This window comes from Afipia birgiae 34632 (assembly GCF_000308295.2).
GTDB lineage: Bacteria > Pseudomonadota > Alphaproteobacteria > Rhizobiales > Xanthobacteraceae > Afipia > Afipia birgiae.
Map to the genome: position 1 here is coordinate 238,985 of NZ_HG326655.1, position 24,553 is coordinate 263,537.

Consider the following 24,553-nt stretch of genomic DNA (forward strand, 5'->3'; position numbering starts at 1 on the left):
TTTATGAGCCATTTGGTTCGACACGGAACGCGGCCGACGCCGCCAACAACCGTTGCTGGTTCGATCCACCAGATCCAAAAAGATTTGCGATGTTGTAGCCAAGTCCGGTGACGAACAGCGGCCATTGATAGAACGTGCGAACCAAAACGGTATCACCAGGGTTCGGCATCGCATATGCGGACTTGCCGGTGAAAACTCCCCCTGCGATGGGCACAGCAAGATCAGCCGGTGGAATTGCGGCACCCGGAGCGTAAGCCTTCACAACAATCGTAAGGTTTGGGCTTCCAGACGACGCGCCGCAGGTGAACAGCACTTTGACACGGTTGCAGACGTCCGTCTCGAACTGAGACTGCGTCATGCCAGCGTTCAGGGCCTGGTTTGTGTACATCAATCGCGCGGAATCATGGGTACCCGTTTCCAGAACCTGGGATGCGAAAAAAACCAGCGCCGTTTCCATGATCGCAAACAGTAGGACGAAGAAAAGCGGAGCGATGAATGCGAACTCGACGGCCGCCGATCCTCGCCGGTCACGGCGAAACTGGCGCAGTGCCTTGTTGAGCGCGGTCAAGGACGTCGCGGACGGACGCATGGGGGTATCCTCGGGAGACAGCGGAAGTAACTACCGCCGAGAATAGACGACAGAGATTGTCGAATGCTTGCGCCGGATACGAACAACATACGAGCCGGCATTAACCGGATGTTAACCGAATCGAGCTTGGAGACCGCATCTCCGCAATCGCGATCAGTTACAGCTCGGCGAGCAGCTTATCGTATCGCGATTGGTTCCACGGTAGATGGTCACGACCTTGTCAGCCTCATCATCTTTGGCCGACTTCGCACCGGGACGAGCGTCCACAAGGCTGCGGAGGGCAAGCGACAATGTTCCGCTCTGGCGGGCTTGCGCCAACGCTTCCGTCTGCCGGGGTTTCAACTCGAGCGTAGCCGTCTTGCCCACGACAACTTTCTGGCCGCCCTTTTCCTCGACGGTTTGATCGATCGCCAGAACGCGTACATCGCTCAGGATGGCCGCCGAATTGAAAATGTCTGCTCCCGCGCCATCGGGGTTTTTCATGCGGCGCGAAAGAATGACATCGACCCTGTCATTCGGAAGGATAAAGCCGCCCGCACCGGTTTCCGGTGAGATTTCGGTCGAAACCGCGCGCATTCCGCTCGGCAGGATCGCTGCCATGAAGCCGGACCCGTTGCTCTTGACCAGTTTTGTCTCGCGGATCGGTTCTCCGGTCAGCATCGGCGAACGCGCGATCGAGCCTGCAAGCTGGGACGCCGCATCAGCGCGATCGCTGCGGCGGATAAAGCTGGAACTTGCCGTAGTCGCTGGCCAGGTTTGCCACTGCAAGTCATCCGCCGTGATTTGCTGGCCAAGGCCGATATCGCTGCGCGCAACCAGGACGTCCGTGGTCTCCATCTGGACAACCTGCGCAGCAGGGGGCAGCGCAGAATTCGAACCACTGGCCAGGTAGGCGGCAGCGCCACCCGCTACGACGGCGATCGCCAATACGACAACTCGCGCCCTATTCATAAATTTACTCTCATACGCAACACACTCGGCGCCGAACACAACCGGCGCGACATGGCAAATCTGACGTTAATTGATGAATGAACTGCAAACGGGCCCGGATCTTCAGCCGGCGATCGGACAGTACGGTCCGGGTTCCACACAATTTGCGGTATCTCGTTAGGCAGGAACTTACCCGTCGACGAGACACGGACAATGCCCCTGATTTTATTCAATCAAATTAACTACCTCAAATTACATTCATCCCTAGGTTCCTTCCGGTCGCGGTGGTTCCGCCCCGCGACAGAGTTCCACAGTCACATGTGCAAACGGAGACAGAGATGACAAAGCTTGTTGCCCGCTTTCTCAAGAACGAGTCCGGCGCGACTGCAATCGAATACGGCTTGATCGCCGCCGGCATTGCGCTGGCGATCATCACAGCCGTGAACACCCTCGGCACTACGCTCAACACCAAGTTCACGGACGTCAATTCCTCGATCAAGTAAGCGGCTGTTCAATTAGACAATCTGCAATCTTCAAAGGCTTCGGGAGACCGAAGCCTTTTTGCATCTGGACCGATCAGCGGCCCCGCCACCAGGGCCGACAGCCTTTCGGGCGGCTTGATCCATCCTGCAGTCAACGAAGGGGGTCATTTCCGATCGACAGAATATCGCGACCGAGCACACCAATGTTTGGTCACTCCGACATTCTGCGGTGTCATTAAACCGGCATTTACCGTCCTCAAGAAGAGGCCGATACCCTAGGCTTTCGGCAATCGAATTAACTGCGCTGCAATTCCTCCTGCGTAGGTTCACCTCATGGTCACGGTGGCTTCCGCCCCCGCAACGGCCACAGTTCTACAGCCACGTGTACAAATGGAGTTACAGATGACCAAGCTCGTTGCTCGCTTCGTCAAGGACGAATCCGGCGCCACCGCCATCGAATACGGCCTGATTGCTGCCGGCATTGCACTCGCGATCATCACCGCCGTGAACACCCTCGGCACCACGCTGAACACCAAGTTCATGGCCGTCAACAGCTCGATCAAGTAAGCTCTCGGGCTTTCTTTGAACAAAGGGCTTCGGGAAACCGAAGCCCTTTTCTATGCCTGGACCGATCTCAGTAAAGCTCCGTAAGCGTATGAAGCCGTCGCCCGCCGAGAAACATACGAATTCCCGATCCATCCTCACGCCGTTGTCCGGCGATGAACCCGCCCGGCTGGTCTGCGCGGCGCTGGTGCTGGCCTCGCTCGCAGCGCTGTTCCGGATAGCCAGCATCTGGTAGCGCTCCGTTTCAAGATTGTTCATTTCTGCCGGTTAGCCTGCGGCGTCGCTATTCGGACCGAGTTCCCGCGGCTCAATTCCGACAGACCCCGGCAAACCCATGATCCTCGACCTTGCGCGCATCTTCCTGTTCCCGGCACTGATGGCCTTCGCTGCGGCGAGCGACCTCTTCACGATGACGATCCCCAACCGCGTCTCGCTGCTGCTCGTGGGCGGATTCTTTGCTCTTGCAGGTTTCAGCGGCATGCCGCTGTCCGAGATTGCGATGCATGTCGGAGCCGGCTTGACGGTGCTCGTCGTCGCCTTTGCCTGCTTCGCCTTTGGCTGGATGGGCGGTGGCGATGCCAAGGTCGCAGCCGCGGCTGGCCTGTGGTTCGGCTTCCCGCCGCTCGCGGGCTACCTAATCTACGCATCATTGTTCGGCGGCGTCCTGACGCTCCTGATACTCCAGTTTCGGCAATGGCCGCTGCCCTATCCCCTTCTTTCGCAGAAATGGCTGTTGCAGCTTCACCACAAGGACACCGGCATCCCCTACGGCATCGCCCTCGCGCTCGGCGCGCTGGTGATCTACCCCGAAACCGAATGGATAAAGGCCGTCGACCTGACGCGCTTCATCGGGCACTAGCTCACCCGATCGCGCTTCGGCAACAACGTGGATTTGCGACCGCCAAATCACCGCAACCTCTTATTAACGCGATTTAGATACGCCTCATTAACCATGCTTTGACGTTTAGCTGGTCAAATCCGACCACAGCGACGGGACCGTCGCGGCGTGATGTGGAAAGTGAAGCGTAAGATGAATACCGCGCGGATTGTCGTCCTGACCCTTGCTGTCTGCGCCGGCGGCACTGCTGCACATTCTGCAAGCGGTTCCAGTCCGAAGCAGGTTGAAACCCCCGTCACGATGGACACCACCGACGTTCTCGTCGCCCGCAGCGATATTGCGCTGGGCGAGACCGCGACGCTCGAATTGCAGCCCGAACAGGCGGAAGCGCTGGCCCGTGCACGGCAGGCCGGAAAGTTGTCGCTTGCATTGCGGAGCCTCGTCGGCGCCACCAACGACAACATCGATGAAGCCGGCAAGCGCGACAGGGGCAACGTAGTTCGCTACGGCGCCTCAACAACAATGACGACGCGAAAGTGATCGAGGGGACTTGGAAGATGAGGCGAGAGGGACATCAGGCACCTGTGCGGACCTTCCTGGTGCGCGCCCTGTCGTTTGCAGCTGTTTCCGCGCTGACGCTGAACCCGGTTTTGTCGCCGGTAATCGCGAGCGACTACCGCACGCCTGCGGTCGCAGCATCCGGCGGGGGCCAGTTGAACGCTCGCTTCCTGCCACTGGGCATCGGAAAATCCGTCGTGATCGACCTGCCGCGGGACGTCAAGGACGTCCTCGTCGCGGACCCCAAGATCGCCAACGCAGTCGTTCGTTCGGCCCAGCGGGCCTACATCATCGGCGCCGCCGTCGGTCAGACCAACATCATCTTCTTTGATTCGGCAGGTCAGCAGATTGCCGCCTACGATATCGCCGTGACGCGCGATCTCAACGGCGTCCGCGCCGCGCTGAAACAATCGTTTCCGCGGTCCGACATCCGGATCGAAGGCGTCGGCGACGGTGTCGTCCTGTCGGGTTCGGCTGCCAGCCCCGTCGAGGCACAGCAGGCGGCCGATCTTGCCGCTCGCCTCGCCGGCAGCGCGGAAAAGGTCGTCAACAGCATCACCGTACGCGACCGCGATCAGGTCATGCTCAAGGTCACCGTCGCGGAAGTGCAACGAAACATCATCAAGCAGCTCGGCGTCGATCTTTCCGCGTCGATGAATTACGGCACGGCCGTCGTGAATTTTAACAATACAAACCCGTTCACGGCAAACGGCCGTGCTCTTGTGGACGGCAACAGCGCGATCGGCAGCTTTGGCAAGACAATAACCTCCACCGGCAGTGTCGTTCCGTCGGTACAGGCGACCTTGCGTGCGATGGAAAACGCCGGAGTCATCCGAACTCTTGCGGAGCCTAGTCTGACCGCGATCTCGGGTGAATCCGCCAACTTCCTCGCCGGCGGCGAATTCCCCGTGCCTGGCGGAAATTCGTGCGATCCCAATACGCGCGTTTGTACGACGCAGATTATTTTCAAGAAGTTCGGCATCGCGCTCGGCTTCAACCCGGTCGTTCTGAGCGAGGGCCGCATCAGCCTGCGCGTCAGCACCGAAGTGTCCGAACTGTCGCAGGAAAACTCGGTGTCCATCAGCGGCACAACGATCCCGGCGATCAAGGTGAATCGCGCCGACACGACACTCGAGATTCCGTCAGGCGGCTCGATGGTGATGGCAGGTCTTATCAAGGAGCAGACCAAGCAGGCGATCAGCGGTCTGCCCGGAATGTCACAGTTGCCCGTGCTGGGAACGCTGTTTCGCAGCCGTGATTTCGTCAACAACAATACCGAGCTGATGGTGCTGGTGACCCCCTATGTGGTTCGCGCTGTCGCGCAGAAGGACCTCTCGCGACCGGACGACGGATTTGCTGACTCGTCTGATCCGCAGGCCGATCTGCTCGGCACTATCAATCGCATCTACGGCGTTCCCGGCCGCGTTGAACCGGCCCGCAAGTACCGCGGCTCTTACGGCTTCATCACCGACTGAGATCGGACAAGGACAGTATCGATGACAAAGCGAGTACCCGATCTCAAGCACAGCATGCGGATCGCAGCCGCCCTCCTCGGGGCGTCCGCCGCTTTGGGAGCCTGCACGCATACGAGCCAGGACACCGTGACCGGCAGCGTTCCGAACGACTATCGCCAACGCCATCCAATCGTGATCCAGGAGGCCAATCGCGCGACCGAAGTCTTCGTCGGTCACGGGCGTGGCGGACTTACCTCGATACAGCGCTCGGACATCGCGGGCGTTGCGGAAACCTGGTTGCGCGAAGGCACGGGCGGGATCGTCATCGACATGCCGGTGAACTCGCCGAATGCCCGTGTTGCCGCCGATTCATTGCGCGAGATCAAGGCCATCCTGGCTGCGGCCGGCGTGCCGCCGCGCGGCATCACCGTCAGAAACTATCGCCCGGCCGATCCCCGGTTGTTTGCGACCATCCGCGTCAACTATCCGCGGATCACGGCGGATGCCGGTCCGTGCGGCACGTGGCCGGAAGACCTCGGCCCCTCGATCAAGAACAAGGGCTATCTCGACAATCGCCCCTACCACAATTTCGGCTGCGCACAGCAGCGCAATCTCGCGGCCATGGTCGCCAATCCATCGGATCTGGTTCAGCCGCGCTCAGAGACCCCAGCCTATACCGGCCGGCGGACAGTCGTGCTGGACAAGTATCGCAGGGGCGAAAGCACTGCCACGAACTATCCTGATCCAGACAAAAACCAAATCAGCAATGTGGGCAAATGATTAGTTACGCGCGCCAAGACCAGGAAGACGGGACCGGCTCTTCCGCCGCAGAGGAACACATCGCGCCGGCGCCGCGCGTGTCCGTTCAGGCATTCTGCGAAACCGTCGAGACCGCAGCGGCTGTGCAGTCCGCCGGCGAAGACCGGCGGCTGGATAAGGCTCATCTCAAGATTCAAATGGGCGGCATGGCTGCGGCCATCGAGGCTTACCGTACCGCGCCGACCCCGAACGTAATCCTGCTGGAAACCGAAGGCCGCAACGACATTCTTTCGGGCCTCGACCAGCTGGCAACGGTTTGCGACGCCGGCACCCGGGTCATCGTGATCGGCCGCGTCAACGATGTCGTGCTGTACCGCGAACTCGTGCGGCGCGGCATCAGCGACTATGTCATCGCGCCAGTCGCGCCGCTCGACATCGTTCGTTCGATCTGTGGCCTCTTTTCGGTGCCCGAAGCCAAGGCTGTCGGGCGCATCATTGCCGTCGTCGGCGCTAAGGGTGGCGTCGGTGCTTCCACGGTGGCGCACAACGTCGCCTGGGCGATCGCGCGCGACCTCGCGCTGGATTCGGTCGTCGCCGATCTCGATCTTGCCTTCGGAACGGCCGGTCTCGATTACAACCAGGACCCTCCGCAGGGTATCGCCGACGCGGTCTTTTCTCCGGATCGCATCGATACCGCGTTCGTCGATCGCCTGCTGTCCAAGTGCACCGATCATCTGAGTCTGCTCGCCGCGCCGGCAACGCTAGACCGCGTGTATGATTTCGGGGCTGAGGCATTCGATTCGATTTTCGATACGCTGCGCACGACAATGCCCTGCATTGTGCTCGATGTTCCGCACCAGTGGTCCGGATGGACCAAGCGTGCATTGGTCGGGGCTGACGATATCCTGATCGTCGCAACCCCCGATCTCGCCAATCTGCGCAACACCAAGAACATGTTCGACACGCTGAAAGCCGCGCGCCCCAACGACCGGCCGCCGCTGTACTGCATCAATCAGGCGGGCGTTCCGAAACGGCCCGAAATCAACACCAGCGAGTTCGCAAAGGCCATCGAGAGCCAGCCGATCGTGACCATTCCGTTCGAGCCGCAGATTTTCGGGGCGGCAGCGAACAACGGTCAGATGATCGCGGAGATCGCGGCCAATCACCGGACTGCCGAAATGTTCTTGCAGATTGCACAGCGCCTGACCGGCCGCGCCGAAGCCAAGAAGCCGCGCATTTCGATCCTGGCGCCTTTGCTCGGAAAACTGCGGGCCAAATAGACTATCGCGTGGAGTTATCACCGTGTTTGGTAAGCGTAGCGGATCAGAAGCCGACGTCCGGGCGGTTCAGCCCCCGGACCGTGGGCAGGAGGCAGCGCCCGCGGCCGCGAGGCTGGCGATGGCGAGCATTGCGTCGCCTCCGCTGGCGCCTGCCCGGCCGCCCATGCCTACCCCGGTTGTCGAAACGCGGCGCTCGGACAGCTATTATCAGGTCAAGGCAACAATTTTCGGGGCGCTGATCGAGGCCATCGACCTCGCCCAGCTTGCGAAACTCGACGTCGAGTCCGCGCGCGAGGAAATTCGCGACATCGTCAACGAGATCATCGCGATCAAGAATATCGTGATGTCGATCGCCGAGCAGGAAGAGCTGCTTGACGACATTTGTAACGACGTTCTGGGCTATGGGCCGCTTGAACCGCTGCTTGCGCGCGACGACATCGCCGATATCATGGTCAATGGCGCCGGCACCGTGTTTATCGAAGTCGGCGGCAAGATCCAGAAGACCGGTATTCGCTTTCGCGACAACCAGCAGCTTCTCAACATCTGCCAGCGCATCGTCAGCCAGGTGGGCCGCCGCGTCGACGAATCCTCGCCGATATGCGACGCGCGCCTCGCCGACGGCTCGCGCGTGAACGCAATCGTGCCTCCGCTGGCGATCGATGGTCCGGCACTGACCATCCGCAAATTCAAGAAGGACAAGCTGACGCTCGATCAGTTGGTCAAGTTCGGCGCGATTACGCCTGAGGGCGCACAGATCCTGCAGATCATCGGGCGTTGTCGCGCGAATGTACTGATTTCCGGCGGTACCGGCTCTGGCAAGACCACGCTGCTGAACTGCCTTACCAACTACATCGACGAAGACGAGCGGATCATCACCTGTGAGGACGCCGCAGAACTCCAACTGCAGCAGCCGCACGTCGTGCGCCTTGAAACGCGACCGCCCAATATCGAGGGCGAAGGCCAGGTCACCATGCGCGATCTGGTCAAAAACTGCCTGCGCATGCGGCCAGAACGCATCATCGTCGGCGAAGTCCGCGGACCCGAGGCATTCGACCTGTTGCAGGCGATGAACACCGGCCACGATGGCTCGATGGGAACGCTGCACGCCAACAACCCGCGCGAAGCGCTGTCCCGCGCGGAATCCATGATCACAATGGGCGGCTACTCGCTACCGTCGCGCACCATTCGCGAGATGATCTGCGCATCGATTGATGTCGTCGTCCAGGCGGCCCGCCTGCGCGACGGTTCGCGTCGCATCACCCACATCACCGAAGTGATGGGGATGGAAGGCGACACCATCATCACCCAGGATATCTTCATCTACGACCTGATGGGCGAAGACCTGAACGGCAATATCATCGGCCGGCACCGCTCGACGGGGATCGGCCGTCCGCGATTCTGGGACCGTGCCCGCTATTACGGCGAGGAAAAGCGGCTTGCCGCCGCGCTCGACGCGGCCGAAGTCGCTGAGATATAGGGAACGCGCCATGGACATGCAGGCGCTGGCGCTAGCTTTCCTCACCACAGTGACCGTGGGCGGGCTCGCTTGGGTGTTCGTCTATCCGCTGCTGTCCGGTGAGAATCAGGCCGAGAAGCGCCGCGCATCCTTCGCACGAACAGATCCTTCGCTCCGCGTCGACGACCGGGTCCGCTCTCGCCGCGTGCAGGTCGAAGAATCGATGAAGGAATTGGAGCAGCGGCTTGCTCAGTCCAAGAAGGTGTCGCTGGAAACCCGCATTGCCCAGGCGGGTGTGGACTGGACGAAGCAGCAATTCACAGTCGGCTCCGCTGTCCTCGGCACGGTCGTGATGGTCTTGACCTACTTCACCGGCGTCGGGCTTCTACCAGCGCTCGGTTTTGCCCTTGGCGCTGGCTTCGGATTGCCGCGCTGGCTGCTTGGCTTTTTCAAGAAGCGCCGCGAGGCGAAATTTCTCGATGCTCTGCCGGATGCCGTCGACGTGATCGTCCGCGGCATCAAGGCCGGACTCCCGCTGTTCGATTCTCTCAAGGTTGTCGCAGCAGATTCACCCGAGCCGCTGCGGGGCGAATTCAACGCGATCATCGAAACCCAGACAATCGGCATGCCGCTCGGCGAGGCGTGCCAGCGTCTCTACGACAGAATGCCACTACCGGAAGCCAACTTCTTCGGCATCGTGATTGCGATTCAGACCAAATCCGGCGGCAACCTGTCGGAAGCTCTTGGCAACCTGTCCAGGGTGCTTCGCGACCGCAGGAAGATGGCGGCGAAGATTCAAGCGATGTCGATGGAAGCCAAGGCCTCTGCAGGCATCATCGGTGCCCTGCCGCCGATCGTGATGATTATGGTCTACATGATGACGCCCGACTACATCTCGCTGCTGTGGACCCATCCAACCGGACGGCTGATGCTGGCCGGTTGCGTGTTGTGGATGGGGACCGGCATCCTCGTTATGAAAAAAATGATCAATTTCGATTTTTGATGAGGGGCCATGCTGCTAGATCTTCTCATCGAAAAAATCCACGATATCCGGTTCATGACGATGCTGATGTCGGCAATCGCCGCAGCGGCAGCTGCTTACGCGGTGGTGTCGCCGATGCTTGCGGGCGAAGGTCTGGCCAAACGTATGAAGGCGGTCGCCAGCGAGCGCGAACGCCTGCGCCAGCGTGAACGCGACCGGCTGAACCGCCACGAGAAAGTCTCGCTGCGCCAGTCGCCGAAACAGCTTGTGCAGAGGGTCGTCGAGGACTTCAATCTCGGTAAATGGGTGGCCCAGGAAGAAGCCCGCGAGAAGCTCGTCATGGCCGGTTATCGCGGCCAGGCGCCTTACATCACGTTCCTGTTCTTCCGTCTCGTCATGCCGATCTTGTTTTTGATCGGTGCCATTCTCTATGTATTCGTGATTTCGAACATGCAGCAGCCGACCCCGATGAAAATCGGCATATGCATCGGCGCGACCTGGTTGGGCATGCAAGCGCCGATGCTGTTCCTGAAGAACGCGATCACCAAACGCCAGCTGTCGATTCGGCGGGCGTTTCCGGACGCGCTCGATCTTCTGCTGATCTGCATCGAGTCAGGCATGTCAATCGAGGCGGCATTCCGCCGGGTCAGCCAGGAGATCGGCAGCCAGTCGATCCCCCTTGCCGAAGAGTTCTCGGTGACGACCGCGGAACTGTCGTACCTCCAGGACCGTAAGATGGCTTACGAGAATCTCGCCAAGCGGACCGGTACCGAAGGCGTGAAGTCGGTCTGTCTGGCCCTGCAGCAGTCGGAACGCTACGGCACGCCACTCGGACAGACGCTACGTGTGATGGCTCAGGAAAATCGGGACATGCGCATGAACGAAGCTGAGAAGAAGGCGGCCGCGCTGCCGCCGAAACTGACCGTGCCGATGATCCTGTTCTTTCTGCCGGTGCTGTTTGTGGTTATTCTCGGGCCTACTGGCATCAAGGTCTCAGAATACATGAAGTGATGCGAAGCGTCGGCTGGATTTCCGTTCCAGCTTTCGCTGCATCAGACTTCGATCATACCCACAAGAAATATGAAATCAGCGCAGCTGGCCTATGACCGGCCGGGCTCCATCGCAGCCGTCTTTTGCTGCCGGCCATCGCGGCTGAGCATCTGCCGCAGATAGGCGACGTTTGCTTCCGCTTCATCGGCTGGCAGGTCGGCCTTCACGATGGTCTCGGCCTCCGGGAAGCGCCCCTGCAGGCCGACGACCAGTCCAAGATTCTGGCGAACGCGGCTATCCGCCGACCCGCGATTATAAGCCCTGCGAAGAACGGACTCCGCCTTCGGCAGATCCTTGGAAAGCATATAGGACATGCCGAGGTTCGACAGCACCGACGGCTCTTCCGGCGCAATCTTCAGGGCGCTCGCATAGTAGCGGCGGGCCTCGTCATGGTTGCCCATCTGATCGAGCGTGGTGCCCTGCACCGACAGGATGCGCCAGTCGGGATTTGCCGGCGTATGGGCCCGCTTCAAAACATCGAACGCCTGTTGAAAGCTTCCGTTGTCTGCCAGCGCTCGGCCATAGGCGGCCAGCAGCGCCTTGTTGCCGGGATTGGCGATGGTCGCCTGTTCCAGCACCGCAGCAGCCTGCTGACGCTGGCCGTTCAGGCGCAGTGACTGGCCATACTGAAGCGCGGCGGCCGCATCGCGCGGATTGGCGCGATAACGTTCGCCATAGGTCTCGACCTCATTGCGTGCCACGCCGCCCGGCCCGGCTTCCGCACGTGCATCCAGCGATCCGGTGACATCGGGTGAGCGCGCTGTCTGGCACCCGGCCAGCCCCACAGCGAGGATCGCTGCGACTGCGGCTGAGCCAAGATATCGGGTGACATGAGATGGATGACGCATGACGCATGGACTCGCGATCGAGGGTGGCGAAGCCGGATGCCGCCAGCAATAGACTGTTAACCCTAATGTCTGGTTAACCGTGGCCGATCCCCGAGCAGGACAAAGTCCCGCTCCCCTCAAAAGAGCATGTAAAAACACCGTCTTGAGCCTGCCGCGCGCGAGCGCTGCGCTGCTATAGTGCTGTCTATATCGCCCTACCGCTATCCGGGAAGCCCATGCACTCTGCTTTCAAAAGTTCCACCGACGCCCAGCCCATTCCCATTACATTTGCTTCCAAATCGACCTGGGACGCCGTCAGCGCCACGCTTCCCGCCACCGCCCAGCGATTCGCCGCCGCCAACGCCTTCACGGCAAAGCCCGGCCAGTATCTGGCGCTGCCTGCAGAAGACGGTTCGCTCGCCCATGTCCTGTTCGGGATCGAAGATGCCTCCAGCGAATGGCGCGATCTGTTCCGACCGGGACAATTGCCCGGCCTGCTGCCGGCGGGTACCTACGGCTTCGCCAACGCCCCGCATGACACGCGGCTCGCGGCGTTGGCGTTTGCGCTCGGGAGCTATCGGTTCAACCGATACCGCAAGAACGATGCTCCCGGCGCGCGGCTCGTCCCGCCGAGCGACGTTGATATGGCCGAGATCACACGCATGGCAGAGGCGGCTGCGCTGGCGCGCGACCTGATCAACACGCCCGCCAACGACATGGGCCCGGATGAACTCGCGCAGGCGGCGGAGGCGCTCGCCGAGAAGTTCGGCGCGATCTATACATGCATTGTCGGCTCGGACCTGCTGAAGCAGAACTTTCCGCTCATTCATGCTGTCGGCATGGCCTCGACCCGGGCGCCGCGTCTGATCGACATCACATGGGGCGATGCATCCCACCCCAGGGTTACCCTCGTCGGCAAGGGTGTCTGCTTCGACACCGGCGGCCTCGACCTGAAGCCGTCCAGCGGCATGCTGATCATGAAGAAGGACATGGGCGGCGCGGCCAACGTGCTCGCGCTCGCGCAGATGATCATGGATGCCAAACTCAAGGTTCGGCTGCGCGTCTTGATTCCCGCAGTCGAGAATTCAGTCGCGGGGAATGCCTTTCGTCCGCTGGATATCTTTCCTTCGCGCAAGGGCGTCAACGTCGAGATCGGCAACACCGACGCAGAAGGACGCCTCGTGCTAGCCGATGCGCTGGCGCTGGCGGACGAGGAGAAGCCAGATCTGCTGATCGACCTCGGCACGCTCACCGGCGCGGCACGCGTCGCGCTGGGGCCGGACCTGCCGCCGTTCTACACCAACGACGAAACGCTCGCGACAGATGTCGCGCGCCATGCCCGCGCCGAGAACGATCCGCTGTGGCGCATGCCGTTGTGGATGCCTTACGATTCATGGCTCGACTCCAAAGCCGCAAACCTCAACAACGCACCCGGCGGCGCGTTTGCAGGATCGATCACCTGCGCACTGTTCCTGAAACGCTTCGTCGAAAACGCCAAGAGCTGGCTTCATGTGGATATTTACGGCTGGACGCCATCAGCAAAGCCAGCACGTCCCGAAGGCGGCGAGTGCCAGGCCGCACGCGCCATCTACAAGCTTTTGAGCGAGCGCTATGGCTGATCCAAAACCTGATCCAAGGCTGACACCTGCGCGGCCGGACCTCGCCGCAAAGCATCTTGAAGGCAAGGTCACCGCTGCGCGGTTCGCCGAAGGGATCGAATTCGAGGTGTTCGATCCCATCGTGCCGGTCCGGCGCGAACCGTCGCACGAAGCGGCGCTCGACACCGAAGCGCTGAAGGGCGAGCGCGTCACCATTTACGATCGTGACGCGGAAGGATGGGCGTGGGGCCAGCTCAAAGCCGACGGCTATGTCGGATGGCTTCCCGACACCGCGCTGGTTCAGCCGCGCTCGACGCCGACGCATAAAGTCACGGCGCTGCGCACACTTGCGTTTCCGGGGCCCTCGATCAAACTCCCGCCGGTCGAGAGCCTGCCGCTGGGTGCACGCGTCGAAATCGTCAAGACCGATGGCACCTTCGCCATCACCAGCCAGCGCCACTATCTGCCGGTGCACCACGTCGCATTGCTTGACACGACCGAGGCGGACTTTGTCGCCGTCGCCGAACGCTTCGCCGGTACGCCCTATCTCTGGGGTGGACGCACAAGCCTTGGCATCGACTGTTCAGGTCTCGTGCAGGCATCGCTCGCCGCCGCAGGCATCGCCGCGCCCCGCGACAGCGACATGCAGGAAGCGGCACTGGGAACGGCTCTGACGCCTTCGCAGTGGCATGACCTCAAACGCGGCGACCTGATTTTCTGGAAGGGCCATGTCGCCGTCGTTCGCAACAGCGCCACCATCGTCCACGCCAACGCGTATCACATGGCGACCGCCATCGAGCCGACGCAAGCTGCCATCGCGCGGATCAAGTCCGCCGGCAGCAACGTCACCAGTATCAAGCGGCTGAGCTAGAAGAGTTTACAGATCCGGCACGATGTTCGGCGCGGCTTCGATGTTGAACGCCGCCGCGAACAGCGCACGCGTGTAATCCGTCTGCGGATTCTTGAACAGATCCGCCGCAGCACCCTGCTCGACCACCTTTCCGTGCCGCATCACGATCAGGTTGCTCGCGAGCGAGGCGACCACCCGCAAATCGTGCGAGATGAACATGTAGGTCAGGTCACGCTTGCGCTGCAGATCGCGCAGCAAATCGACCATCTGGGCCTGGAACAGCATGTCGAGCGCGCTGGTCGGCTCATCCAGCACCACGAAATTCGGCTCCAGCACCACCGCGCGCGCGATGCTGATGCGCTGGCGCTGGCCGCCGGAGAATTCGTGCGGATAGCGGAAGCGCGTCGCCGGATCGAGCCCGACATCCTTGAGGGCCTTGATAACCCGCGCTTCGCGCTCGTCTTCATTCAGCGACGGCTGATGCACGCCAAGCCCTTCGGCGACAATATCCCCGACAGACATGCGCGGGCTAAGCGCCCCGAACGGATCCTGAAACACGATCTGCATGTCGCGGCGGACCGGGCGCATCTCCTTGAACTTCAGGCCCTGAATATCCTTGCCGAGAAACACGATAGGACCATTCGACGAAATCAAACGCAGCAAGGCGAGACCAAGGGTGGTCTTTCCCGAACCAGATTCCCCGACGACGCCGAGCGTCTCGCCCTGACGCACCGACACGCTGACACCATCAACCGCCTTGATGTGGCCGACAGTCTTGCGCAGCAAACCGCGCTTGATCGGGAACCAGACTTTCAGATCGTCAGACGACATCACGACCGGAGACTCTGGGCGGGGCGGTGCTGGGTCAGGCTTCGGCTCCGCAGCCAGCAGCGCCTTGGTGTAGGGATGCTGAGCCGCCGTGAAAACCTGTTCGACCGGTCCCTGCTCGACGATCTTGCCGTTGTTCATCACGCAGACCGTGTCGGCGATGCGCCGCACGATCCCGAGATCGTGGGTGATGAACAGCATGCTCATGCCGAGCCGCTCGCGAATGTCCGCAAGCAATTTTAGAATCTGCGCCTGCACGGTGACGTCGAGTGCCGTGGTCGGCTCGTCCGCGATCAGCAAATCCGGCTCGTTCGCCAGCGCCATGGCGATCATCACCCGCTGCCGCTGGCCGCCGGAGAGCTGGTGCGGATAGCTGGCGAGACGTGTTTCGGGCTCGGGAATACCCACCTGCGTCAGCAATTCCAGCGTTCGCGACCGCGCGACCGCGCCTTTCACGCCGCTGTGCAGATAGATCACCTCGCCGATCTGCGCCTCGATGGTGTGCAGCGGATTGAGCGACGTCATCGGCTCCTGGAAGATGATCGAGATGTCGTTGCCGCGAATGCCGCGTATCTCGTTCTCGCTGAGGCCTAGCAGCTCCTGCCCCTTGAACCGAATGCTTCCGGTCGGGTGATGTGCTGTCGGATAAGGCAGCAGCTTCAGAACCGACAGCGCGCTGACGGATTTTCCCGAACCGGATTCGCCGACCAGCGCGACGCATTGCCCACGATCGATCGAAAACGAGATTTGATCGACCGCTGTGCTCTCGTTCCCGCCCTGGCGGAAAGCCACCGACAGATCGCGGACATCGAGCAGTGGCTGGTTGATTGTGTCCAACATGATCTCACCTGAACGTCTTGCGCGGGTCAAATGCGTCGCGCACGCCCTCGCCGATAAAGATCAGAAGCGACAGCATGATCGCGACCGAGAAGAACCCAGTAAAACCAAGCCACGGCGCCTGCACGTTGGCCTTGCCCTGCGACAGCAGTTCGCCGAGCGAGGGCGAACCCGGCGGCAGGCCGAAGCCAAGGAAATCCAGCGCCGTCAGGGTCATCACCGAGGACGACACGATGAACGGCAGGAAGGTCATGGTCGCCACCATGGCGTTCGGCAAAAGGTGCCGGAACATGATGGTGCCGTTCGACACGCCGAGCGCCCGCGCAGCCTGGATGTACTCGAAGTTTCGTCCGCGCAGAAACTCCGCACGCACGAGGCCGACCAGCGACACCCATGAGAACAGCAACAGGATGCCGAGCAGCACGAAGAATCCGGGCACCAGCACCGAAGACAGGATCAACAGGAGATACAACGACGGGATCGCGGTCCACACTTCGATGAAGCGCTGAAACAACAGATCGACCCAGCCGCCGAAATAGCCCTGGATGCCGCCGGCAGCGATGCCGATTACCGATGAGATGATTGTCAGCGCGAGGCCAAACAGAACCGAGATACGGAAGCCGTAAATCAGGCGCGCGACCACGTCGCGGCCCTGATCGTCGGTGCCGAGCCAGTTGTATTCGAGATCGCGGCAGCCTCGCATTCCCTTCTTCTCGACCACCGCCTTGCATTGCGCTTCGGTCAGCATCCATGTCGGCTTCGAGGGCGCGGGCGTCGGCAAGTCGAGATTGTGCGTGCCATAAGAATAGCGGATTAGCGGCCAGAGAATCGTGCCGCTCTTTTCCTTGATCAGCTTCTGCAGATACGGATCGCGATAATCCGCGGCGGTTTCAAAGTCTCCGCCGAAGGCCGTTTCGGGATAGGTGACGAAGGCCGGAAAGAACAGCTTGCCGTCGAACTTGATCAGGAACGGGCGATCGTTGGCGATCAGCTCCGCGAACAGCGAGATCAGGAACAGCAGGGAGAAAATCCAGAACGACCAGTAGCCACGACGGTTGGATTTGAAATTGCGCCAGCGGCGCTGGTTGAGCGGCGAGATGCCAAGCGGATGCCGCGAGGGCGGCACGGCTTCGCCCATCGGCGACAGCGTCGTGGTCTCGACCGGCGGTGCAGAAGCGATCGTCATACCTCGCGCGCCTCGAAATCGATCCGCGGGTCGATCCACATATAGGCGAGATCCGAGATCAGATTGACCACGAGGCCGACCAGCGAAAAGATGAACAGCGTGCCGAATACCACCGGATAGTCGCGGTTGAGCACGCTTTCAAAACCGAGCAGCCCGAGACCGTCGAGCGAAAAGATGGTTTCGATCAGCAGCGAGCCCGAGAAGAACGCGTGAATGAATGCGCTCGGGAAACCGGCGATCACGATCAGCATGGCGTTGCGGAAAATATGCCCGTACAGAACCTGGCGCTCGCTGCACCCCTTGGCGCGCGCGGTCATCACATACTGCTTGCGGATTTCATCGAGAAACGAATTCTTGGTCAGCAGCGTCATCGTCGCGAAGGCGCCGAGCGCCATCGAGATCAGCGGCAACGTGATGTGCCAGAAGTAGTCGGTGATCTTCTGATACCACGGCATTTGCGCCCAGCCATCCGAAGTCAGACCGCGCAGCGGGAAGATGTCGAAGAACGATCCGCCCGCGAACAGGATGATCAGCAGGATCGCGAACAGAAAACCCGGGATCGCGAAACCGATGATGATGATGCCCGATGTCCAGGTATCGAATTTCGAGCCGTCCTGGATCGCCTTGCGAATCCCGAGCGGGATCGAAATCAAATAGGTCAGCAGCGTCATCCAGATGCCGAGCGACATCGAGACCGGCAGCTTCTCCCGAATGAGCTGGATCACGCTGACATCGCGAAAATAGCTCTTGCCGAAATCAAACCGCGCGAAATTCCACAGCATCAATGCAAAACGTTCGGGTGCGGGTTTATCGAATCCGAACTGCTTTTCGAGGCTCTTGACGAAATCCGGATCGAGTCCCTGTGCGCCGCGATATTTCGAACTGACGGCATCGGCCGACGCACCCGCCTGTGGGCGCGAGGCAAAGTCGCCGCCGGACGATCCCGATATGCGCGAGCTTGCGCCGGTATCGGAGCCGGACAGTTGCGCGATCACCCGCTCCACGGGCCCGCCGGGCGCGAACTGCACCACGACGAATGACACGAACAGGATGCCCAGCAGCGTGGGAATCATCAGCAGGATGCGGCGGGCGATATACGCGCTCATGGATTATTTCGCCTGCTCGGGCTTGGTCTGTTGGGGCTTGGCTTGGTCAGGCTTGGTCTGCTCAGGCTTCCTGGCTTTCGCCTCATCGGACCACCACAATTCCGGCGCGCCGACACCGTTGGCGTAACGTGGAATGTTCGGAGGATGGGCGAAGACATCCCAATAGGCAATGCGATGGCTGGCCGAATACCATTGCGGCACCCAATAGCGCCCCGCGCGAAACACACGATCGAACGCCCGGCAAGCAATGCGCAACTCGTCGCGATTGTCAGCGGAGATGATGCGCTCGATCAGCGCGTCGATGGCGGGATTCTTGATGCCGGACAGATTCTGCGATCCCTTGATGTCCGCGACCTGCGACGAGAAGAACGTCCTCATCGCATCGCCTGGCGTGGACGACATGCTGAAGCGCTGGATCGCGACATCGAAATCGAAATCGTCCACACGGGCGCGAAACTGTACCGGATCGACCAGCCGCACGCTGGCGTCGATGCCGAGCACTCCCAGATTCTTGATGTAGGGCGCGTGGTGGGCCTGAAACGCAGGCTCCTCAAGCAGGAATTCGACCCGGAACGCATCGCCGTTGGGTAATCGGCGCTTGCCATCTTTGATGACACATCCGGCATCCTGCAACAGTTGCGATGCCTTGCGCAGCAGCGAGCGATCCTGTCCCGATCCGTCGGTGACCGGCGGCAGAAATGGTGCGCCGAACACCTCGTCAGGCACCTGCCCGCGAAACGGCTCCAGCAGCTTGAGCTCTTCCGGCGATGGCGGCCCTTCCGCCATCAGGTCCGAATTCTGGAACGGCGAGACTGTGCGCGCATAGGCGCTGTACATGATGGTCTTGTTGGTCCACTCGAAATCGAACGCCTGGATCATGGCCTCGCGCACCCGCGAATCCTTGAACTGCGTACGCCGCGTATTCAGAAACCAGCCCTGCGCGCCAGACGGCGTATCATCAGGCAGCTTCTCCTGCTTGACGCGGCCATCCTTGATGGCGGGGAAATCGTACCGCGTGTTCCAGATCCGCGCGGTGAATTCCTCACGATAGAGATAATTCCGGCCGGTGAAGCCTTCGAACGCCACGTCGCGATCACGATAAAATTCGTACCGCACGGCATCGAAATTGAAAGCGCCGCGTGACACCGGCAGATCTTTTGCCCACCAGTCCTTGACGCGGTCGTACTCGATATAGCGCCCCACCTCGAAGCGGCCGACCTTGTAAGGTCCTGAGCCGAGCGGAACATCGAGGGTGGATTCCTCGAACTGCTTCTTGTCGTAATAGGTCTTCGAGAAGATCGGCAGTCCCGCCACGTACAGCGGCACATCGCGGCCGCGCTTGGCTGCGAATGTCGCCGTCACCGTCGCGTCGTCGCTGGCTTCCGCCTTCGTCATGTCGCGCAACTGCTGCTGGATGATGGGGTGCCCCTTCTCCTTGAGGATCGTCAGGGAGAACGCCACATCCTTCGCCGTGATTTTCGTGCCGTCATGGAAGCGCGCTTCCGGCCGCAGTGTAAACCGGTACGTCAGCTTGTCCGGCGAAATTCGCACCGAGCGGGCGACGAGACCGTACATCGCATCGGGCTCATCGCCTGCACGCACCATCAGCGCGGCGAACGTCTGGTCCATGCCGACCGCGCCGTCACCCTTGAGGACGAAGCTGTTCAGCGAATTGAAGGTGTGGAACGATTGGTTGTAGGCGCGCGATGACGGCACGGTGGAGAACACGCCGCCTTTGGGCGCTTCGGCATTGACATAATCGAAACGGGAGAAATCCGCCGGATATTTCAGGTCGCCGAACGCCGACATACCGTGGGATTCAGGGGCAGCCTCGACATCCGACTGAGCCACTGCCGTGAGCGGCCTCCATGCAGCAGCCATGGCGCCGCCGCCGAGAACGAGAACCCGCCGCCGCGAAAGGCCGGTCAAGAACGCCTGCCGATCTTGTCGGCCTTGTCCTTGTCGAACCACCACAGCGTCGGCAGACCGGAACGGCCGTATTTCGGCAGCGGCGCGTGGCTGAAACGATCCCAGCGCGCGTATCGGGAGAAGCCGTAGGTGAATTGCGGCACAACGTAGTAGTGCCAGAGCAGTACGCGATCGAGCGCCTTGGTCGCAGCGACAAGCGTCTCGCGATCCTTCGCGAAAATGATCTTGTCGATCAGCTTGTCGATCACCGGATTCTTGATTCCGATGGTGTTGCGCGACCCGGGCACATCAGCAGACTCGGTTCCCCAGAAATCGCGCTGCTCATTGCCCGGTGACAGCGACTGCCCCCAGACTTCCGTGACGATGTCGTAGTCGAAGCTGCGCAGCCGATTTTGGTATTGCGCGGTATCAACGGTTCGAACCGTAACCTCAATACCGAGCCGCTCCAGCGACGGCTTGTAGAACAGGACGATGCGTTCCGACGGCGGGCTATCGATGAGAAACTCAACCGAAACCTGCTTGCCGTTCTTGTCCACGAGCTTCTGGTCGCGGACCTCATAACCCGCCTCCTTCAGCAGGCGTGTCGACTGGCGCCGGTTTTCACGCACCTTGTCGGGATCACCGCCGACCGGATTCTCGTAGGGCTTGGCGATCACCTCGGGCGGAATCTCGCCGTAGACCTCCTTGAGGATTTCAAACTCCCTCTGAACCGGAACACCCGAACTGGCGAGTTCGGTGCCTTCGAAGTAGCTGTTGATGCGCTTGTACTGGCCGTAGAACAGCTGCTTGTTCATTTCCTCGAAGTCGAAGGCATAGTTGAAGGCGCGGCGGACGCGCTTGTCCGCAAACAGTTCACGGCGGATGTTGAAGGCGAAGCCCTGCATCCGGCCGGAATCGTTGATCGGGAATTCCTCAAGGACGACGCGCTTCTCGGTCACGGCCGGAAAATCATAGGCCGTCGCCCAGCTCTTTGCCGACGACTCGATGATCCAGTCGGCCTGGTCAGCCTTGAAGGCCTCGAGCGATACCGTCGTGTCGCGGAAAAATTCAAACCGCATCTCATCGAAATTATTCTGGCCGATCCGCGTCGGCGTCTTCTCGCCCCAGTAATTCTTGACCCGCTCCAGAGTTACGGATCGGCCAGCGACAAAATCCTTGATGGCATATGGACCTGAGCCAAGCGGCTTCTCGAGCGTCGTCGCGCCGATGTCGCGCTTGCGGCCTTCGCTATCCTTGCCTTCCCACCAATGCTTCGGAAGCACTGTCAATTCACCGACAATGGTCGGAAGCTCGCGATTGCCGGGCGCATCGAACGTGAACTTGATGTCGTGCGAGCCGACCTTCTCCGCCTTCACCACGTGTTTGTAGTAGGACGAATACATCGGGCTGTATTTCTTCAGCGACTCCATCGAGAACAGCACGTCTTCCGGGGTGACCGGCTTGCCGTCATTCCACTTCGCATCCTTGCGAAGACGATAGATCACCCACGAATGATCGTCGGGATGCGAAACCGACTCGGCCAGCAGACCATATTGGGTTGTCGCCTCGTCCTGCGACCGCGCCATCAAGGTCTCGTAGATCAGCCCGACCGCAGGCGCGATCGTCCCTTTGACGCCGGCAACAGCGAGATTGAAATTATCGAAGGTGCCGATCGATATCTGCCGGGCGACGCCGCCTTTCGGCGCATCCGGATTGACATAGTCGAAACGCTTGAAGTCGGCGGGATACTTGATGTCGCCGAACAGCGATAAAGCATGTTTCCATTCCGGCGCGGCCTGAGCCTGTGCGAGGCCGACGGTTGTCAGCCCCGCCGCGTTCAGCATGGGGACCGCTGCAACAAACGCACCGCTCTGAAGAAGGCCACGTCGGGAAATGCTCAAATTGAAAGTTCCTGTTGCTGGTCGAAAAAGGGTGTCGAGGCAACGTCTTGGCCGATTATGTCGGTTTTTGGATGCGATGCCAGCCCGTTGCGGAGCGTTCTTTGCGGCGAAATGTCCGGCTCGAAAACAGCAGCAATTGCAACGCAAAACGGCCAGGCGAACCTGGCCGTTTTCGGATTAAATTTCGGTCACGCGCCGAAAGCTCATTTGCTGGCGGTCGGCAGCGGCACCGGAGTATCAGCCAGCGTACGCAGGTAGGCGATCAGATCCGCCCGTTCGCTGTCCTTGCTGATGCCGGCAAAGCCCATCGCGGTGCCGGGGACGTAGCCCTTCGGGCTGGCGATGAACTTGTTGAGGGCGTCGTAGGTCCACTTGCCGCCCTTGCCCTTCATGGCGGCGGAGAAATTGAACCCGCCACGGCCGTGGCCGATCTCGTCGTCAATAAGACCATAAAGATTTGGGCCGACCTTGTTCGGGCCGTTCTTTTCAAAGGTGTGGCAGGCCGCGCACTTCTTTGCAGCGGCAGTACCCTTCTCAACGGAGGCCGTCTGAAGCAGCTTTTCAATCGGCTCGCTCGGCGCCGCGGCGGCAGCCGGGCCGGCGCCCTCCGCTTCCTTCACCGCGATCTCAAAGCCGGGCTTTTCCAGCTTCTTTGGCGCGAAAATCGCATTGGCGGCCATGTTGGTCGCCAGCAGAACGAGGCAGGTGCCAAGCACTGCGCCCATGATCTTGTTGAGTTCGAAGGAGTCCATTTGCGATCAGGCCCTAGCCGGAAAGTCGATACGTTTGGCCGCATGAAACGGCCACGAATTGCTACCGGGAACAGGCGTGCAGCGCAATACAGGTAGCGGGATCGAGATAACGGTTTGCCTGCCTTCTGGCAACCCGTATAAACGCGCGACCCCTTGAAAACACCCGTCATTTCCTCACCAATTTGGCCATCCGAGCCGCTTGCCTCCAATGACAGAAACCCGCGCCCTGGTGCTGATTCCCGCCCGTATGGCCGCAACCCGGCTGCCGGGAAAGCCGCTGCTCGACGTCGGCGGCCTGCCGATGATCGTCCATGTGCTGCGACGGGCGGAAGCGGCGCGAATCGGCCGGGTGATCGTCGCGACCGACGCACCTGAGATTGCCCGCGCCGTCACCCAACACGGCGGCGAAGCCGTCATGACCCGCACGGATCATCCCTCCGGGTCAGACCGGATCTTCGAGGCGCTTCAGACTATCGACGGCGCGGGAGGGATCGACATCATCATCAACGTTCAGGGCGACCTGCCGACCATCGCGCCTGAGGACATTCGCGCCGTGCTGGCGCCGCTTGACGATGCCAGCGTCGATATCGCCACGCTGGCTGCGGTGATCCGGAAGGACGAAGAAAATACCAACCCCAACGTGGTCAAAGTGGTCGGGTCCCCCCTGAGTACAACACGGCTGCGAGCGCTGTATTTCACGCGGGCAACCGCACCTTACGGAGACGGCCCGCGCTATCACCACATCGGGCTCTACGCCTATCGCAGGCAGGCGCTGGCGCGGTTTGTCGCCCTGCCGCCCTCTCCGCTCGAAACCCGCGAAAAGCTCGAACAGCTCCGGGCGCTTGAGGCCGGCATGCGGATCGACGTCACGGTGGTTGACACGGTGCCGCTGGGCGTCGATACGCCTCACGACCTCGAAACCGCGCGGCAAATGCTGGCAGGCAAGGCATCATGACCAAGTCGATGAAAATCGCCTTTCAGGGCGAACCCGGCGCCAATTCGCACATCGCGATTCAGGAAGCCTTTCCGGACGCCACGCCGCTGCCTTGCGCGACCTTCGAGGATGCGCTGGCGGCGATCTCGTCAGGCGAAGCCAGCCTCGGCATGATTCCGATCGAGAACTCGCTGGCCGGCCGCGTCGCCGACATTCATCACCTCCTGCCGCAGTCGGGATTGTTCATCGTCGGCGAATGGTTTTTGCCGATCCGGCATCAGTTGATGGGGCCGCGCGGCGCGAAGCTCGGAGACATCAAGACCGTCGAAAGCCATGTCCACGCCATCGGGCAGTGCCGCAACATCATCCGCAAGCTCGGCATCAAGGCGATCGTCGCGGGCGACACGGCGGGCGCAGCGCGCATCGTCGCCGAACACGGCGACAAGAGCCGCGCAGCGATCGCCTCGCGTCTTGCCGCCGATATTTACGGTCTCGACATTCTTGCTGAAGACATCGAGGACGAGGCTCACAACACCACGCGCTTCGTGATCCTGGCGCGCGAGCAGTTGTGGGCTGCACAAGGTTCTGGCCCGCTGGTGACCACTTTTGTTTTCCGCGTGCGCAACCTTCCAGCCGCCCTTTACAAGGCGATGGGCGGCTTCGCCACCAATGGCGTCAACATGACCAAGCTGGAAAGCTACATGGTGGAAGGCAATTTCTTCGCTACGCAGTTCTATGCCGATGTCGACGGTCATCCCGACGACAAGAACCTCGCCTATGCGCTGGAAGAACTGAAATTCTTCTCAAAGGAATTGCGGATCGTCGGCGTCTATCCGGCACATCCCTTCCGCGTCGCCTTCACGGAAAAGGGCGCGGAGTAAGGC

24 protein-coding genes are annotated in these 24,553 nt (G+C 60.9%); 15 read left to right on the top strand and 9 right to left on the bottom strand.

Features of this window, described 5'->3' with window-relative positions; all coding sequences use genetic code 11:
• Position 1: 1 nt before the first annotated feature.
• Positions 2-589 carry a TadE/TadG family type IV pilus assembly protein gene (locus BN32_RS24200; RefSeq protein ID WP_019199876.1) on the bottom strand — a complete coding sequence of 196 codons (588 nt, stop codon included), beginning with the start codon at positions 587-589 and terminating at the stop codon, positions 2-4.
• A gap of 153 nt (positions 590-742) precedes the next feature.
• Positions 743-1,540 (bottom strand): Flp pilus assembly protein CpaB, encoded by a 798-nt coding sequence (gene cpaB / locus BN32_RS24205; RefSeq protein ID WP_040427572.1) that lies wholly within the window; start codon positions 1,538-1,540, stop codon positions 743-745.
• Between the two features lie 317 nt (positions 1,541-1,857).
• On the opposite strand from cpaB, the gene BN32_RS24210 reads away from it, so the two are divergent.
• The 11 genes from BN32_RS24210 to BN32_RS24250 all read left to right on the top strand — a co-directional run bounded on the left by BN32_RS24210 (position 1,858) and on the right by BN32_RS24250 (position 10,903).
• Positions 1,858-2,022: a Flp family type IVb pilin gene (locus BN32_RS24210; protein ID WP_019199874.1), complete on the top strand. Its 165-nt coding sequence runs from the start codon at positions 1,858-1,860 to the stop codon at positions 2,020-2,022.
• A gap of 381 nt (positions 2,023-2,403) precedes the next feature.
• Complete coding sequence (locus BN32_RS26555; protein WP_019199873.1) at positions 2,404-2,568, top strand: Flp family type IVb pilin; 165 nt, start codon at positions 2,404-2,406, stop codon at positions 2,566-2,568.
• A gap of 52 nt (positions 2,569-2,620) precedes the next feature.
• Entirely contained in the window at positions 2,621-2,800 is a 180-nt protein-coding gene (locus BN32_RS27310) for a hypothetical protein (RefSeq protein ID WP_210164659.1), read from the top strand.
• Between the two features lie 99 nt (positions 2,801-2,899).
• Entirely contained in the window at positions 2,900-3,424 is a 525-nt protein-coding gene (locus BN32_RS24215) for an A24 family peptidase (protein WP_019199871.1), read from the top strand.
• 150 nt (positions 3,425-3,574) lie between these two features.
• On the top strand, positions 3,575-3,943 hold the full coding sequence (locus BN32_RS24220) for an RcpC/CpaB family pilus assembly protein (protein WP_019199870.1): 369 nt from the start codon (positions 3,575-3,577) through the stop codon (positions 3,941-3,943).
• A 17-nt stretch (positions 3,944-3,960) separates the two neighbouring features.
• On the top strand, positions 3,961-5,436 hold the full coding sequence (locus BN32_RS24225) for a type II and III secretion system protein family protein (RefSeq protein ID WP_173405807.1): 1,476 nt from the start codon (positions 3,961-3,963) through the stop codon (positions 5,434-5,436).
• A gap of 21 nt (positions 5,437-5,457) precedes the next feature.
• On the top strand, positions 5,458-6,195 hold the full coding sequence (locus BN32_RS24230) for a CpaD family pilus assembly protein (protein WP_019199868.1): 738 nt from the start codon (positions 5,458-5,460) through the stop codon (positions 6,193-6,195).
• Entirely contained in the window at positions 6,192-7,454 is a 1,263-nt protein-coding gene (locus tag BN32_RS24235; protein ID WP_019199867.1) for a CpaE/TadZ family protein, read from the top strand. Before BN32_RS24230 ends, BN32_RS24235 begins: the two co-directional genes overlap by 4 nt.
• Positions 7,455-7,476: 22 nt before the next feature.
• Complete coding sequence (locus BN32_RS24240; RefSeq protein ID WP_040427574.1) at positions 7,477-8,931, top strand: TadA family conjugal transfer-associated ATPase; 1,455 nt, start codon at positions 7,477-7,479, stop codon at positions 8,929-8,931.
• A gap of 10 nt (positions 8,932-8,941) precedes the next feature.
• Positions 8,942-9,913 carry a type II secretion system F family protein gene (locus BN32_RS24245; protein WP_019199865.1) on the top strand — a complete coding sequence of 324 codons (972 nt, stop codon included), beginning with the start codon at positions 8,942-8,944 and terminating at the stop codon, positions 9,911-9,913.
• Positions 9,914-9,925: 12 nt separating this feature from the next.
• Positions 9,926-10,903, top strand: coding sequence for a type II secretion system F family protein (locus BN32_RS24250; protein ID WP_040427683.1), 978 nt, complete (start codon positions 9,926-9,928; stop codon positions 10,901-10,903).
• Between the two features lie 89 nt (positions 10,904-10,992).
• Here the strand turns inward: BN32_RS24250 and BN32_RS24255 are convergent, their stop codons facing one another.
• Positions 10,993-11,790, bottom strand: coding sequence for a tetratricopeptide repeat protein (locus BN32_RS24255; RefSeq protein ID WP_019199863.1), 798 nt, complete (start codon positions 11,788-11,790; stop codon positions 10,993-10,995).
• Positions 11,791-12,005: 215 nt separating this feature from the next.
• Here BN32_RS24255 and BN32_RS24260 point away from each other — a divergent pair, with 215 nt between their 5' ends.
• Both BN32_RS24260 and BN32_RS24265 read left to right on the top strand, forming a co-directional pair.
• On the top strand, positions 12,006-13,388 hold the full coding sequence (locus BN32_RS24260; protein ID WP_019199862.1) for a leucyl aminopeptidase family protein: 1,383 nt from the start codon (positions 12,006-12,008) through the stop codon (positions 13,386-13,388).
• The gene (locus BN32_RS24265) at positions 13,381-14,238 is read left to right on the top strand and encodes a C40 family peptidase (protein WP_019199861.1); all 858 of its coding nucleotides are present in this window, start codon (positions 13,381-13,383) and stop codon (positions 14,236-14,238) included. The genes BN32_RS24260 and BN32_RS24265 overlap by 8 nt, the downstream gene beginning before the upstream one ends.
• Positions 14,239-14,244: 6 nt before the next feature.
• Here the strand turns inward: BN32_RS24265 and BN32_RS24270 are convergent, their stop codons facing one another.
• The 6 genes from BN32_RS24270 to BN32_RS24295 all read right to left on the bottom strand — a co-directional run bounded on the left by BN32_RS24270 (position 14,245) and on the right by BN32_RS24295 (position 22,735).
• Positions 14,245-15,882: an ABC transporter ATP-binding protein gene (locus tag BN32_RS24270; protein WP_173405808.1), complete on the bottom strand. Its 1,638-nt coding sequence runs from the start codon at positions 15,880-15,882 to the stop codon at positions 14,245-14,247.
• 7 nt (positions 15,883-15,889) lie between these two features.
• Complete coding sequence (locus BN32_RS24275; RefSeq protein ID WP_019199859.1) at positions 15,890-17,068, bottom strand: ABC transporter permease; 1,179 nt, start codon at positions 17,066-17,068, stop codon at positions 15,890-15,892.
• Entirely contained in the window at positions 17,065-18,174 is a 1,110-nt protein-coding gene (locus BN32_RS24280; protein WP_019199858.1) for a microcin C ABC transporter permease YejB, read from the bottom strand. The genes BN32_RS24275 and BN32_RS24280 overlap by 4 nt, the downstream gene beginning before the upstream one ends.
• A 3-nt stretch (positions 18,175-18,177) precedes the next feature.
• Positions 18,178-20,103 carry an extracellular solute-binding protein gene (locus BN32_RS24285; protein ID WP_019199857.1) on the bottom strand — a complete coding sequence of 642 codons (1,926 nt, stop codon included), beginning with the start codon at positions 20,101-20,103 and terminating at the stop codon, positions 18,178-18,180.
• Positions 20,100-21,983 (bottom strand): extracellular solute-binding protein, encoded by a 1,884-nt coding sequence (locus tag BN32_RS24290; RefSeq protein ID WP_040427577.1) that lies wholly within the window; start codon positions 21,981-21,983, stop codon positions 20,100-20,102. Before BN32_RS24290 ends, BN32_RS24285 begins: the two co-directional genes overlap by 4 nt.
• Positions 21,984-22,186: 203 nt before the next feature.
• Entirely contained in the window at positions 22,187-22,735 is a 549-nt protein-coding gene (locus tag BN32_RS24295; protein ID WP_019199855.1) for a c-type cytochrome, read from the bottom strand.
• Between the two features lie 208 nt (positions 22,736-22,943).
• Here BN32_RS24295 and BN32_RS24300 point away from each other — a divergent pair, with 208 nt between their 5' ends.
• A complete protein-coding gene (locus BN32_RS24300; protein ID WP_019199854.1) occupies positions 22,944-23,690 on the top strand; it encodes a 3-deoxy-manno-octulosonate cytidylyltransferase in 747 nt (248 codons plus the stop codon).
• Positions 23,687-24,550 (top strand): prephenate dehydratase, encoded by an 864-nt coding sequence (locus BN32_RS24305; protein WP_019199853.1) that lies wholly within the window; start codon positions 23,687-23,689, stop codon positions 24,548-24,550. Before BN32_RS24300 ends, BN32_RS24305 begins: the two co-directional genes overlap by 4 nt.
• Positions 24,551-24,553 lie beyond the last annotated feature (3 nt).